Below are 13,226 nucleotides of genomic sequence, written 5' to 3'. Positions count from 1 at the left end.
ACGCAACCAACTGTCAACAGCGGGGCTTAAGGCGAGAGACGTTCGCAAGCCGTCTGAAGCGAAACCCAGGCGCACCTTGACAACGGTCAAGCCTAATCGCAACTGTATCGATTGCATATCCGCCCGTCCCACCACAGGAATTTCTCCATGCGCACGCCCTTCGTGAAATACGCCCTCGCCGGCGCCCTGGCCCTCAGCCTCGCCGCCGGCGGCGCCGTGGTCGCCCAGGCCGCCCTGACCAAGAACCCGGCCGAAGTCACCGCCGGGAACTACGACCTGGAGTCCAGCCACGGCAAGATCACCTGGTCGGTCAACCACTTCGGCCTGTCGACCTATACGGGCCAGTTCGTGAACGTGAAGGCCCAGCTGAAGCTGGACCCGGCTGATCCGTCGGCCTCGACCCTGACCGCCACCATCCCGCTGACCGACGTGGCGCCGAACGACGACCGGCTGAAGGCCCACCTGCAGACCGCCGACTTCTTCGACACCGCCAATCACCCGACCGCCACCTTCGTCTCGCGGTCGGTGACGGTCGATCCGTCCGATCCGAACGAGGCCACGGTGGTCGGCGACCTGACCCTGAAGGGCGTCACCAAGCCCGTCACCATCGAGGTCGAGTTCAACGGCGCCGGAACCGTCATGGGCGCCTACAAGACCGGCTTCGACGGCGAGGCGACCATCAAACGCTCGGACTTCGGCATCAACTACGCCCTGCCGGCCGTGTCCGACGAGGTGAAGCTGCACATCGAAGGCGAGTTCGTGATTCAGAAGTAGAGTTGGGTTCCGACCCTCACCCTGTGAGCGAATAAAGGGCGCGGGCCTCCTCGGCGGGTCCGCGCCTTTCGCCCAGGGCTTCCACGCTGAGGCTGACAACGCGCCCGTTCTGGGCGAAGGTCAGAAGGTCGCCGACGTGGACACAGCGACTGGCCTTGTCCAGTCGCGTTTCGCGCCCGTGATGCGTCAGCCGCACCGCCCCTCGCTCGACCAGATCGGCGGCCAGCCCCCGCGTCTTCACGAACCGCGCGCGCCACAGCCAGATGTCGATGCGGCAGGCGGCCGTCTCCATTTCTTTCGTCATCCTCCGGCAAGCCGCGCAGCGGCGCAGACCGGGGGACCCAGCGGCGCGCGAGAGCGCGAACCTGTCGCGTCGGCGATCTTCGGAAATCCAGCGGCGTTCGGATTTCGCCTGCGGCGCCGCTGGGTCCCCCGGTCTCGCTGCGCTCGCCGAAGGATGACGAAAGAAAGGTCGATCACGTGGCGGCCTTCCGGCGCGGGCGGCGGCGTTTGGCGCGTGCGGGGGGCGCTTCCGTCAAGACCGCCAGGGCCGCGAACGGCGAGTCCTTCACCGGCCTGGGCGCGACGCCCGGTTTGTCCGGCTGCCGGGCGCGTTCGGTCTTCAGGGCGGCGATGACCTGTTTCGCCTGATCGGCGCGCCAGCCCAGTTCGGTCAGGGCTTCGTCCGACAGCCGTCCGTGGTTGGCGGCGCGCAGCTCGGCCATCGTCTCCAGCGTCTCGACCGGCGCTAGCCAGCGCCCCGCCAGCCGCAGGCCGTGGGCCGACAACAGGCGCGGCGAGGGCGTCTCGACCGGGGCGGGGATCAGGTCGGGCATCGCCGGGATCAGGGGGGCGGCGACGAAGGCTTGGGAGAAATGGCGCGCGCGGGGTTTCTGCAGGCCCGGCAGCCAGATCGAATGGACGCCGACGCGGATGGCGAAGCTTCTGAGGGTGCGCCGCTCCACCTGGCTCAGCGCCGCCAGATCGCGCTCGACCTCGCGCCGGTCGATCAGGCCCCCGGCCTCGATCAGGCGGAAGGCGACGCCGCGCGGCAGGCCCTTCAGGGCGCCCGTCTCCACCGCCTGACGCAGGCGACGCAGATCCCGCAGCGCCCGTCCCGCCTCGGACGCCAGCCAGGCCTCGATCCGCCGCTGCGCCCGCTCGCGCGCCGGCGTGGGGCCAAGGTCGCCCAGCAGACGCGCCTGGGGCGAAAACGGATCGGCCCCCTGCGGCGTCGCCGTAACCTGGGCCGTCAGCACGCCGCGCCACAGCACCGCCCCGTCGGGCGTCACGGAAAACGCCTCGTCCGGCTCTGACGCCAGACGGCCCAGGCGGCGGTTGATCTCGGGCGTCACGGCGCGCACGGCGGCCTGACGCAGGGTTCGGTCCTCCAGGGCCGACGACCCCTTCTCCATCTGGAAGCGCACCCCCTCCAGCTGGCCCACCACCTGACCCTCGACCGTCACCTCGCCGTCGTCGGCGACGCCGGCAAAGGTGTCGTTGCGCACGTTCAGGGCGCGCATCAGGGCGGTGGTGCGCCGATCCACGAACCGCGCGGTCAGCCGTTCGTGCAGCACGTCCGACAGCCGGTCCTCCAGCGCGCGCGTCTTGTCGCGCCAGCCTTGCGCGTCGTGAACCCAGTCGGGCCGGTTGGCGATGTAGGACAGGGTCCGCACCGCCGACAGCCGCGCCGACAGCTGGTCGATCTGGCCGTCGTCGCGGTCCACGAAGGCGAAGCGCGGCGCCATCCAGTCGTCGGTCAGCCGCCCACGTTTGCCGGTCAGGGCGTGGAACACGTCCTTGGCCAGTCGGGCGTGTTCGTCCAGCGTCGTCTTCTGGAAGTCCGGCAGCTGGCACGCCTCCCACAGCCGCATGATCGCCCCGCGCGACCGGCCGATGCGGGCGATCTCCTCGTCCTTGATCAGGCGGCGCAGCAGGGTCTCGTCCAGCGCCTCGGCCGTCAGGCTGAGCCCCGACCGCCCCGGCGTCACCGTCAGCGACCGCAACAGGTCGGGCAGGGTGTCGAAGTCCAGCCGGGCGTTGCGCCACTCCGCCGCCTCGACCGGATCGAACCGATGCTCGACCACCTGTTCCACGAGATCCGGGTCCAGGTCCTCGGCCTCGGCCGTAACGCCGAAGGTGCCGTCGCGCAGATGACGGCCCGCGCGGCCTGCGATCTGGCCGATCTCATGGGCGTGCAGCCAGCGGGTCCGCCGCCCGTCGAACTTCCTCAGTCCCGCAAAGGCCACATGGTCCACGTCCATGTTCAGCCCCATGCCGATGGCGTCGGTGGCGACCAGAAAATCGACCTCGCCCGACTGATACAGCGCCACCTGGGCGTTACGGGTGCGGGGCGACAGGCTGCCCATCACCACCGCCGCCCCGCCCCTCTGGCGCCGGATCAGTTCGGCGATGGCGTAAACCCGGTCGGTGGAGAAGGCGACGATGGCGCTGCGGCGGGGCAGGCGGGTCAGCTTCTTCGATCCGGCATAGGACAGGGTGGACAGCCGGTCGCGCGTCACGATCTCCACGTCCGGGACCAGGCGTCGGATCAGCGGCTCCATGGTCCCGGCGCCCAGGAACATGGTCTCGAACCGGCCGCGTGCGTGCAGCAGCCGCTGGGTGAAGACATGGCCGCGCTCGGGATCGGCGACCAGCTGAATCTCGTCGATGGCCAGAAACTCGACCGACCGCTCCAGCGGCATGGCCTCGACGGTGCAGACGAAATAGTGCGGGCGGGGCGGAACGATCTTCTCCTCGCCGGTGATCAGGGCGACGGCGGCGGCTCCGCGCTGTCTGACGATCCGCTCATAGATTTCGCGCGCCAGCAGACGCAGCGGCAGGCCGATCATGCCCGAGGCGTGACCCAGCATCCGCTCGACCGCCAGATGGGTCTTGCCGGTGTTCGTGGGCCCTAGAACCGCGGTGACGCGCGAGGGGGCCTGGCCTGCGGACCTGTCGCTCATGATCGTCTCAAGGTGGCGACGATTCCCCTGCGGCTCAAGCGTCGCCTAACCGCATTCCGATCCGCACCAGGGTCGACAGGTTCGGGGCCTGCATCTTGGTCATCACCTTAGCGCGGAAAATCTCGACGGTGCGGGGGCTGATCTCCAGCCGCAGGGCGATCTCCTTGTTGGAGCAGCCGTCGATCAGGGCGTCGAACACCTGGCGCTCGCGGTTGGTCAGGGAGTCTGCGCGCGCCTGCATCTCCTGACGCGCCGCACGCTCGGCCTCCAGCCCGCTCAGCGAGGCGATGCAGCGGCCGACGCTGTCCAGGATGTGCTGCGGATCGAACGGCTTTTCGATGAAGTCCGCCACCCCCGCCTTCATCATCTGCACCGCCAGCGGCACGTCGGCATGGCCGGTGATGACGATGATCCGCCAGCTGTCGCCGCGCAGCGCCTTCAGCCGCCGCACCAGCTCCGGCCCCTCGACCCCCGGCATCCGAACGTCGGTGACGACGCAGGCGTCAGCGTCTGTCGGCAGGTCGCGCAGAAAGTCGTCGGCGCTGGCGAAGGCGCGGGCCTGAAACCCGGCCCCGCGCAGCATCAGCGCCAGGGCGTCGCGCATGGCCGGATCGTCGTCGACGATGAAGACGGAATGGGCGATCATGCGGCCTCGGCCTCCATCGACCGCGACAGGCGGAAGGTGAAACAGGCGCCGCCGTCGGGCGGACGGCCGACGACGAGGGCCGAGCCGTGGCTCTCGACGATGGAGCGTGTGACCGACAGGCCCAGCCCCATGCCGCCGCTCTTGGTCGAGGTCATGGGATCGAATATCCGCTCGATCCGGCCGTCGGGAATGCCGGGTCCATTGTCCTGCACCGAAATCTCATAGCCTTCGGTCCCCAGCGACCGTCCGGTCACGACCACCCGGCCGTCGTCACGCCCGGCCACGGCGTCCACGGCGTTACGGATCAGATTGGTCAGGGCCTGTTGAAACTGAATCCGGTCGGCCAGCACCCGATCGTCGGCGTCGTCGATCTCGATGCGCACAACCACCCCCGCGTTCTGGCCGATCAGGGCGATCACCGGCTCCAGGTCGCGGACCATGCGGGAAATCCGTTCCTCGGCGAAGGCGCGCGAGCCGTTGGCGATCATCTCGCGCATCCGCCGGATGATGTCGCCGGCGCGAAGCAACTGGGCCTTGGCTAGGTCCAGCGTTTGCACAGCCGGTTCGGCGGTGGGGCCGAGACGCGCCAGATCGGCCTGGCCCGCGTGCAGATAGACGGCGGCGGCGCTGAGCGGCTGGTTCATTTCGTGCGCCAGGGTCGCCGCCATCTCGCCCATGGAGTTCAGGCGCCAGACGCTGCTCAGCCGGTCGTTCAGTTCACGTTCCTGGCGTCGCGCGGCCTCTGCCTGGCTCTGATCGGTCAGGGTCAGCACGAACCGTTCGGGCGCCGCGTCGTCGGCCAGACGGTGCGCCTCGATCGTCAACAGCACGGGATCGGCGTCCTGGCGCTGCACCGACCACAGTTTCGGGGGCTCCTCTCCGCGCACCGAACCGTCGGTTGCCGTCGTCTCGAAGCCGGGAACCAGCGCATCGAACCGCCGCCCGACCGCCTCGGACGCCTGCAGGTCAAACAGGGCGGCGGCGCTCCTGGTGATGCGCTGCATCCGTCCCTGTTCGTCCAGGGTGACAACCGGCATGGAGCTGAGGATGGTGGTCAGCAGGGTCTTGCGCTGCTCCAGATTGCGCGCCAGCGTCCGGGCGGCGTCGCGCGCGGCGCGCAGGCGGTTGCACGCCTCCGCCACGGCTAAAGCGACCAGGGTGAAAAGACTGGCGTTGGCCAGCGTGTCCGCCATCCCGCCCCGCCTGACCGTCCACTCGATCCCCGCGACCGACAGGACGATGGACAGGATGACCGACGAACGCGGCGCCATCAGCGCCGTGACCATGACCGCCGACACCATGGGCAAATAGTAGAATTTGGCGAACGGTTCGAGCGCCAGCCTCAGACCCATTCCGGCCAGGACGGCGAGGCAGGCGACGAGGGCGCCGCCCTGCCAGGTTCTCGCGCGATGCAGATCGAACGGTCCCGTCGCGCCGGCGATGACGGCGTGTGGATCGTCCGGGTCGGGGCTCATGTTTGCGAACGCAAAACAGCCAAACGCTCCTCTCGCCGACTTTCCGGCGCATCCGCTCTATAGGCCATTCGCCTATCCGTGGAAATACGTAACAGCGGATGGCGAGACGAGAACGCGGGCGCTATGGGATTATAGTTAAAGCGAAAAATCGCGCCGCCTGGCGCGTCGCCTCACGCGGGGCAAGGGTGCGCCGCACGGCGATGGGGCGACCCAGGGGCTCTGGCTTTTGCGTCCTGACGCCGGAGATTAACGGCCGCGCCGGATCGGCGGAACAAGCGCGAAACGAATCAGGACCGAATCACTGACACGCTCCGATTCGCCGTTTGTTCACCGCGACATCTGGTAGGTTAAGGGGCCTTAACCACAAGGCCGCTCCCTCGACGCCGCCGGGTGTGTCGCCACTTTTTCCGCCCGTCGTCGTCCGCGCCGCTTCCCGAAGCGCCCGCAAGCCGCTAGGTCATCGCCCGTGGCCCCGTAGCTCAGCTGCATAGAGCAAGGCTTTCCTAAAGCCGAGGTCGCAGGTTGGAGTCCTGCCGGGGTCGCCATATCGCCGCGCACGATGCGGTCGGGCCGTGCAACGGCCCAGCCTGTCGCGGGTTATGTCGTCGCATGGAGACCGCGATGAACGACCAGAACGATCGCCCCGACGACGACCGCCTGAAGCAGCTTGCCGAGCGCGCCGACCGATTGGAGCAACGCGCGCGCGAAGACGGCGTGCTGCCCACCCTTGAGGAAGAAGGCGACGGCATCGGCCCCCAAACCGGCGTGGTGCCGTAAGGCCGGTCGCCGATGTGACGTGAGGCGCCGGCGCCGGAAATTGCGCCCTTTAGATTGCGGGATGAGAGCGAGCAGGCTTTAGGTGCGCGCCATCCCACCTTCCCAATGCGGCGGCCGACCTTGTCCCAGTCCCCTTCAGACATCCAGAACATCGTCATCGTCGGCGGGGGAACCGCCGGCTGGATGGCGGCGGCGGCCCTGGCTCATACGTTCGAAGGGGCGGGCAAGTCGGTGACGCTGGTCGAGTCCGAGGCCATCGGCATCATCGGCGTGGGCGAGGCGACGATCCCGGAAATCCTGAAGTTCAACGCCCGGCTCGGCATCGACGAGGCGGATTTCCTGCGCGAGACCAAGGCCACCTTCAAGCTGGGGATCGAATTCGACGGCTGGCGGCGCGACGGCGAGCGCTACTTCCACCCGTTCGGCGCCTTCGGCGTGGATATGGAGGGCATCGCCTTCCATCATTTTTGGCTGAAGGCCTGCGCCGAGGGTCAGGTCGAGCCTCTGGAAACCTATTCCATGGCCTGGCAGGCCGCGCGGCGCGGACGGTTCGCCCACCCGCAGGGCGGCCCGCAATCGCCCCTGTCCAGTCTGGGCTACGCCTATCATTTCGACGCGGCCCTTTACGCCGGCTTCCTGCGCCGGTTCGCCGAGGGTCTGGGCGTCGTCCGGCGCGAGGGGCGGATCGTGGCGGTCCAGCAGGCAGAGAATGGCGACGTGTCGGGCGTGACGCTGGAGGACGGCGGCGTCGTTTCGGGCGACTTCTTCATCGACTGCACCGGCTTCATCGGCCTGCTGATCGAAAAGACCCTGAACGCCGGCTATGACGACTGGTCCGCCTGGCTACCCTGCGACAGCGCGGTCGCCGTGCCGTGCGAGCGGGTCGAACCCCTGTCGCCCTATACCCGCTCCACCGCGCGCGAGGCCGGCTGGCAATGGCGCATTCCGCTGCAGCACCGGGTCGGCAACGGCTATGTCTATGCCTCCAGCCATCTGTCGCATCAGGAGGCGGAGGACGCCCTGATGTCGCGGCTGGAGGGGCCGGCCCTGGCCCCGCCGCGTCGGCTGCGGTTCGTCACCGGCCGCCGTCGCCAGTGCTGGAAGCGCAACTGCGTGGCGGTCGGCCTGTCCAGCGGGTTCCTGGAGCCGCTGGAATCGACCAGCATCCATCTGATCCAGAGCGCCATCACCAAGCTGATCGCCCTGTTCCCCGCACGCACGACCGACGAGGCCTTGCGGCGCGAATTCAACGCCTTGATGGAAGAGGAATTCACCACGGTCCGCGACTTCCTGATCCTCCATTACAAGGTCACGCAGCGGGACGGGCCGTTCTGGGATCAGGTCCGCACCATGCCGATCCCGGATCGGCTGGCCGAAAAGATCGCCCTGTTCGAGGAGACGGGGCGCGTGATCCGGCGCGATCACGACATCTTCGGCGAATCCAGCTGGCTGGCGGTCGCGGTCGGCCAGGGGCTGGCCCCGCGCGGGCGTCATCCGGTCTCGGACGTGATCGGGCGCGACGCCAATCTGGGGCGGCTGGCGGCGATCAAGGACAGCATCTGGCGCACCGCCGACGCCCTGCCGTCGCACACGGACATGCTGGCCGCCACGATGGACCGTCGCGCCTCATAGGTCTGCGGCCCCGGCCTGTCGCCTCGATCACTCACGCCGAGAAAAACGCGCCGAACACTGTCGCGGAGCGTTGACATCGCTGTCAATCGGGCGTCATAGACGCTCGCGGACGGTCGATAAGGCTGCCGATACTCTTATCGACGGGCAGGACCGTCGGACCTCGGGGGAACCAAAAGTGAAGTCAGAAATGTTCCATGCCGGACGTGCGCCCGCCGCTCGCGGGCTTCGCCGTTCCGTTTCCGCCCTGGCCTTGACGGTCGCGGTGGTCGGCGCGACCGCCGCCCACGCCCAGACGGCCTCTGAGCCGCAGACGACGGCTCCGGCCGCGGACGGCGCGACCCAGATCGACGACGTCGTCGTCACCGGCATCCGCGCGCGCATCGCCTCGTCGCAGGCGATCAAGCGCGACTCCGACACCTTCGTCGACGCCGTCACCGCCGACGACATCGGCGCCCTGCCGGACAAGTCGGTCAACGAGGTGCTGCAGCGCATCCCCGGCGTGAACATCAACCGCTTCCAGGGCCCGACCGACCCCGACCACTTCTCGGTCGAAGGCTCCAACGTCATCATTCGCGGCCTGTCCTACGTCCGCTCCGAGTTCAACGGCCGCGACGCCTTCAGCGTCAACACCGGCCGCGCCCTGGGCTTCAACGACGTCTCGCCCGAACTGCTGTCCAGCGTTCAGGTCTTCAAGAACGCCACGGCAGACCGCATCGAAGGCGGCATCGCCGGCGTGGTCGATCTGCGCACCCGCAAGCCCTTCGACAGCCGCAAGTTCGTCTTCGGCGCCACGGCCGAGGGTTCGTATGGCGATCTGCGCGAGAAGCCGGGCCTGGGCTATTCGGCTCTGGTCAGCAACGTCTGGGACACCCAGCACGGCGTGTTCGGCGCCCTGCTGAGCTATGGCGAATCCGACCTCTATTCCGAGGCCTATGGTTCGCACCTGACGGACTTCACCTATCGCTCGGATCTGTCGAACGGCAATGATCGCCGCTACGTCCCGCGCGGCGGCGCCGTGCGGACCCAGCAGTTCGACCGCTCGCGTTCGACGCTGGACGGTTCGCTGCAGTGGGAATCGACCGACGGCCGCGCCAAGCTGACCGGCGAATACATCCGCGCCGACTCCCAATCCGGCTGGACCGAGCGGGTGGTCGAGGTGGACCTAGGCAGCGGCGGCAACCCCACGCCTCTTCCGGGCCAGTCCTTCACCTATGATTCCAACGGCGTCTTCACCAGCGGCCTCTTGGTCAACAATGCGCCGAACCTCCAGGTCCTGCCCAAGCGCCAGCGCGATCTGCAGACCCTGACCGAGGACTTCTCGCTGTCGGCCGAATTCCACCCGATCGATCGTCTGGCGATCTGGCTGGACGCCCAGTACACCAAGGCGAGCGCCGACGACCTGGACATGAGCGTCTATGGCGCCACCACGCCGCTCTACACCCTGATCGGCGAAGGGCGTCACGGCGTGCCGGACATCCAGTTCGTCGACGCCTCGGGACAGCCCTCGGCGCGCACCAACGACCCGGCGAACTTCTACTATCGCGCCGCCATGGACCACATCGAACAGTCCGAGGGCGAGCAGAAGGCGTTCAAGGCCGATCTGAAATACGACTTCGACAATTCGCCGCTGCGCGCCATCCGCATGGGCGCCCGCTACTCGGATCGCGAACAGACCCGCCGCTACACCACCTATAACTGGGGTGCGATTTCCGAGAGCTGGGCCGGCGGCGCCACGCCGTTCCAGACCTCGGGCCCGCTGGCCGTCGAAAGCTATGACTTCCCGAACTTCCAGCGGGGCCATAATCCGACGCCGATGACCGGCTATTATCCGACGATCGGTCTGGCTTCGGCCTATCGCGACGGCACGCTTCAGGCGGCCCTGAAAGCGGCCAGCAGCTCCGGCTCCACCTGGAAGCCCCTGGATCAACGCCCCGGCGTCATGGCCGGCACGCCCTTCCTGCCGGGCGACGTCAACAACTCGGCGGAACAGACGACATCGGCCTATGTTCGGTTCGACTTCGGCTGGGACGACGTCTTCGGCCCCGACACCGCCATCACCGGCAATCTGGGCGTTCGCTACGCCAAGACCGACTTCCAGACGCGCGGCTTCATCTCCAGCCCCGACGTGCGCCAGAACTTCGGCGATGCGAACTTCAACGATCCGCGCTTCCCGGGTCAGAATATCCCGGTCACCCAGTCGAACGCCGCAGACATCGCGCGCTATCGCTGCTCCACCGTTCAGCCGGGCCAATCGGCGCCGGGCTACTGCCTGCTGTCGAACGATCGCCTGAACCAGTTGATCGCCTTCAGCGACGGCAGCTTCCAGAATGTCGAGCGCAGCAACACCTATGAAGACTGGCTGCCCAGCCTGAACGTCAATCTGAAGTACAAGGAATGGGTGTTCCGCGGCGCCGTTTCGCGCGCCATGACCCGTCCCGACTTCGGCGTGACGGCCTTCGCCGCCACCCTGTTCTATACGGACATGAACCAGGTTCGCGACAACGGCGGCGACGTCAACACCGCCCCGCTGCTGACGACCTGGACGGGTGGTTCGCAGCTGACGGGCGTGCGGTCCTGGAACTACGACCTGGGCGTGGAGTGGTACTTCAAGCCCGGCAGCTCGCTGACCTTCAACGCCTTCTACAAGGACCTGTCGGACATTCTGGCCAGCGGTTCGACCGTCCAGCAGTTCAGCAACGCCCAGGGCGTCTCCACCGACGTCCAGGTCAACCAGCAGGTCAACATCGGCTCGGGCTGGATCAAGGGCTTCGAGGTCGGCTACCAGCAGACCTACACCTTCCTGCCGGGCCTGCTCAGCGGCCTGGGCATGGAGGCGAACTACACCTTCGTCGAGCCGTCGACCTTCCCCAATGCGGTGACGGAAGCGCGCTACGTGGGTCTGGAGCTGCCGCTGCAACAGCTGTCGCGCCACACCTACAACGTCTCGGTCTTCTATGAGCGGGATCGTCTGTCGGCGCGCCTGGCCTACAACTGGCGCAACGGCTTCCTGCTGACGCCGCGCGACGACGTGAATCCGTTCTCGCCGATCTTCAACGCCTCGACGGGGCAGCTGGACGGGTCGATCTTCTACACCCTGAACGACAACTGGAAGATCGGTGTGTACGGCGCCAACCTGCTGGACGAGGTCACTGTCACCCAGCAGCAGACGTCCTACAATCTGAACGGCGCCAACCAATCCGGCCCGCTGGCGCCGCGCTCCTACTTCCGCAGCGACCGCCGCGTGACTCTGAGCCTGCGCTACACCTTCTAGGACCTTCTTTGAGCCGAAGGCCTGGGGCGTCGATCACCGATCGACGCCCCTTTTTTATGGGGCTGCCGAGGTCGCCTTGCGACATCGCTATTTCCGACAGCGGTGCTAAGAACAACGGGAACGGGTGGTGTTCGGGGGCGGGCTTTGGCGACGGTGACGATCTATGACGTGGCGGCCAGCGCCGGCGTCTCCATCAAGTCTGTGTCGCGCGTTCTGAACAACGAGCCCAACGTCAGCCCGGCCCTGCGCGCCAAGGTCGAGGCCGCCGCCGCCGCCCTCGGCTATCGCCGCAGCCTGTCGGCGCGCAGTCTGGCGGGCGCCTCCTCGTCCCTGATCGCCGTCCTGGTCGACGCCGACCTGACCATCGAACACTGGAAGAGCGGCCGGGGCAGCGACTATCTGGGTCGTCTGGAGTTCGGCGCCCTGATGGAGGCGCGTCAGGTCGACTATCATCTGATGGTCGAACTGGTGGATCACAACTCGGCCGATCTGGAGCGGGATCTGATGGCCCTGTTGAACTCTATCCGGCCCGAGGGCGTCATCCTGACCCCGCCCAATTCGGACAACGCCATGGTCATGGACGTGCTGGACGCCGCCGGCACCCCCTATGCCCGGATCGGGCCGGAAGACGCCTTCGACCGGGGCTATTGCATCGAGATGGACGAGCGGCGGGCCGCCTGCGAGATGACCGCGCATCTGATCGAACAGGGGCACCGCCGGATCGGCTTCGTCACCGGTCCCATCGCCTACGGCGCCAGCCGCCGCCGTCTGGCCGGCTATCGCGACGCCATGGCCCAGGCCGGGCTGGAGGTGCAGGCGAACTGGGTGGTCGAGGGCGACTTCACCTTCAAGTCGGGAACCGTCGCCATGGAGGGGCTGCACGAAACGGCGCCCGAGATCACCGCCGTCTTCGCCAGCAACGACGACACCGCCCTGGGGGTGCTGCACAGCGCGGCGCGTCTGGGCCTGTCCGTTCCGGCCGATCTCTCCGTCGCCGGCTTCGACGATTCGCCCGGCGCGGGGTTCAGCACGCCTGACCTGACCACCATCCGCCAGCCGGTGGCTGAGATGGCCGCCGCCGCCGCCCAGCGGCTGATCCCGCCCTTGCGTCGCCTTCTGGCCGGCGACCCGAACGCCCGTGTCATCGTGCCGCACGACCTGATCGCCCGACAATCCACGGCCGAGCCGGCCCAATAGGCGTTTGACGCAAACCCGTTCTTGACAGCGCTGTCATTCGTTTGGCACTGTCCGCCGCGTCCGCTGCAACATCTGGACGTCACGACTGGCCTGAATGCGCGCCGCCGAGGTTGGCTTGGAGGGTGCGACGGCCGTAAAGATCAGGCCTCATCCATGCGAAAGACCGCCACCGCCTTGGTGATCACCCTCATGTCGAGCGCCTGCGCGGTGGCCATGCCGTCCCGGCCCGTACCGGTTCATGCGGTATCGGCGGAGGCGTCGATCGTGACGGAGTCTTCTCGGGCGCATCCGGGGTTGTGGCCTCATGCGGCGTCTCCGGCGGCGATGACGGATGCGGCGACGGAGGCGTTCGTCACCGAGTTGATGGGTCGGATGACGCTGGAGGAGAAGGTCGGTCAGACGATCCAGGCCGACATCGGCTCGATCAAGCCCGAGGACCTCTTGACCTATCCGCTGGGGTCGATCCTGGCGGGCGGCAACTCCTCGCC

The 13,226-nt window shown here is 67.7% G+C and carries 9 protein-coding genes, 1 tRNA gene and 1 pseudogene; 7 read left to right on the top strand and 4 right to left on the bottom strand.

Going from position 1 to position 13,226, the window contains the following annotated elements; genetic code table 11:
• Positions 1 to 147: 147 nt before the first annotated feature.
• The gene (locus SH203_RS09480; RefSeq protein WP_087120700.1) at positions 148 to 774 is read left to right on the top strand and encodes a YceI family protein; all 627 of its coding nucleotides are present in this window, start codon (positions 148 to 150) and stop codon (positions 772 to 774) included.
• A 16-nt stretch (positions 775 to 790) separates the two neighbouring features.
• On the opposite strand, the gene SH203_RS09475 is transcribed toward SH203_RS09480, so the two are convergent.
• The 4 genes from SH203_RS09475 to SH203_RS09460 all read right to left on the bottom strand — a co-directional run bounded on the left by SH203_RS09475 (position 791) and on the right by SH203_RS09460 (position 5,861).
• Positions 791 to 1,066: an RNA-binding S4 domain-containing protein gene (locus SH203_RS09475; RefSeq protein WP_087120699.1), complete on the bottom strand. Its 276-nt coding sequence runs from the start codon at positions 1,064 to 1,066 to the stop codon at positions 791 to 793.
• Between the two features lie 184 nt (positions 1,067 to 1,250).
• Positions 1,251 to 3,740 carry a helicase-related protein gene (locus SH203_RS09470; RefSeq protein WP_087120698.1) on the bottom strand — a complete coding sequence of 830 codons (2,490 nt, stop codon included), beginning with the start codon at positions 3,738 to 3,740 and terminating at the stop codon, positions 1,251 to 1,253.
• Positions 3,741 to 3,774: 34 nt separating this feature from the next.
• On the bottom strand, positions 3,775 to 4,386 hold the full coding sequence (locus tag SH203_RS09465) for a response regulator transcription factor (RefSeq protein WP_087120697.1): 612 nt from the start codon (positions 4,384 to 4,386) through the stop codon (positions 3,775 to 3,777).
• Entirely contained in the window at positions 4,383 to 5,861 is a 1,479-nt protein-coding gene (locus SH203_RS09460) for a sensor histidine kinase (RefSeq protein ID WP_234989455.1), read from the bottom strand. The genes SH203_RS09465 and SH203_RS09460 overlap by 4 nt, the downstream gene beginning before the upstream one ends.
• A 468-nt stretch (positions 5,862 to 6,329) precedes the next feature.
• On the opposite strand from SH203_RS09460, the gene SH203_RS09455 reads away from it, so the two are divergent.
• The 6 genes and pseudogenes from SH203_RS09455 to SH203_RS15645 form a co-directional block, all read left to right on the top strand.
• A tRNA-Arg gene (locus tag SH203_RS09455) sits at positions 6,330 to 6,406 on the top strand.
• A gap of 76 nt (positions 6,407 to 6,482) precedes the next feature.
• Positions 6,483 to 6,638, top strand: a complete 156-nt coding sequence (locus SH203_RS15525; RefSeq protein WP_159457559.1) for a hypothetical protein — start codon at positions 6,483 to 6,485, stop codon at positions 6,636 to 6,638.
• Between the two features lie 120 nt (positions 6,639 to 6,758).
• Positions 6,759 to 8,270, top strand: coding sequence for a tryptophan halogenase family protein (locus SH203_RS09450; RefSeq protein WP_255376564.1), 1,512 nt, complete (start codon positions 6,759 to 6,761; stop codon positions 8,268 to 8,270).
• A 175-nt stretch (positions 8,271 to 8,445) separates the two neighbouring features.
• Complete coding sequence (locus SH203_RS09445) at positions 8,446 to 11,541, top strand: TonB-dependent receptor (RefSeq protein ID WP_143275709.1); 3,096 nt, start codon at positions 8,446 to 8,448, stop codon at positions 11,539 to 11,541.
• Positions 11,542 to 11,694: 153 nt separating this feature from the next.
• Positions 11,695 to 12,738, top strand: coding sequence for a LacI family DNA-binding transcriptional regulator (locus SH203_RS09440; protein ID WP_307190376.1), 1,044 nt, complete (start codon positions 11,695 to 11,697; stop codon positions 12,736 to 12,738).
• 153 nt (positions 12,739 to 12,891) lie between these two features.
• Positions 12,892 to 13,226, top strand: a pseudogene (locus tag SH203_RS15645) (1,4-beta-D-glucan glucohydrolase); the annotation flags it as partial.

The organism is Brevundimonas sp. SH203 (assembly GCF_002157625.1).
Classification (GTDB): Bacteria; Pseudomonadota; Alphaproteobacteria; order Caulobacterales; family Caulobacteraceae; genus Brevundimonas.
Note: the sequence above shows the minus strand (reverse complement) of the source record. Positions and strands in the feature narration are given on the sequence as shown.

Coding starts and splice junctions, on each gene's coding strand:
- SH203_RS09460 (WP_234989455.1), bottom strand. CDS start 5,861: ATGAGCCCCGACCCGGACGATCCACACGCCGTCATCGCCGGCGCGACG.
- SH203_RS09470 (WP_087120698.1), bottom strand. CDS start 3,740: ATGAGCGACAGGTCCGCAGGCCAGGCCCCCTCGCGCGTCACCGCGGTT.
- SH203_RS09465 (WP_087120697.1), bottom strand. CDS start 4,386: ATGATCGCCCATTCCGTCTTCATCGTCGACGACGATCCGGCCATGCGC.
- SH203_RS09480 (WP_087120700.1), top strand. CDS start 148: ATGCGCACGCCCTTCGTGAAATACGCCCTCGCCGGCGCCCTGGCCCTC.
- SH203_RS09475 (WP_087120699.1), bottom strand. CDS start 1,066: ATGGAGACGGCCGCCTGCCGCATCGACATCTGGCTGTGGCGCGCGCGG.
- SH203_RS15525 (WP_159457559.1), top strand. CDS start 6,483: ATGAACGACCAGAACGATCGCCCCGACGACGACCGCCTGAAGCAGCTT.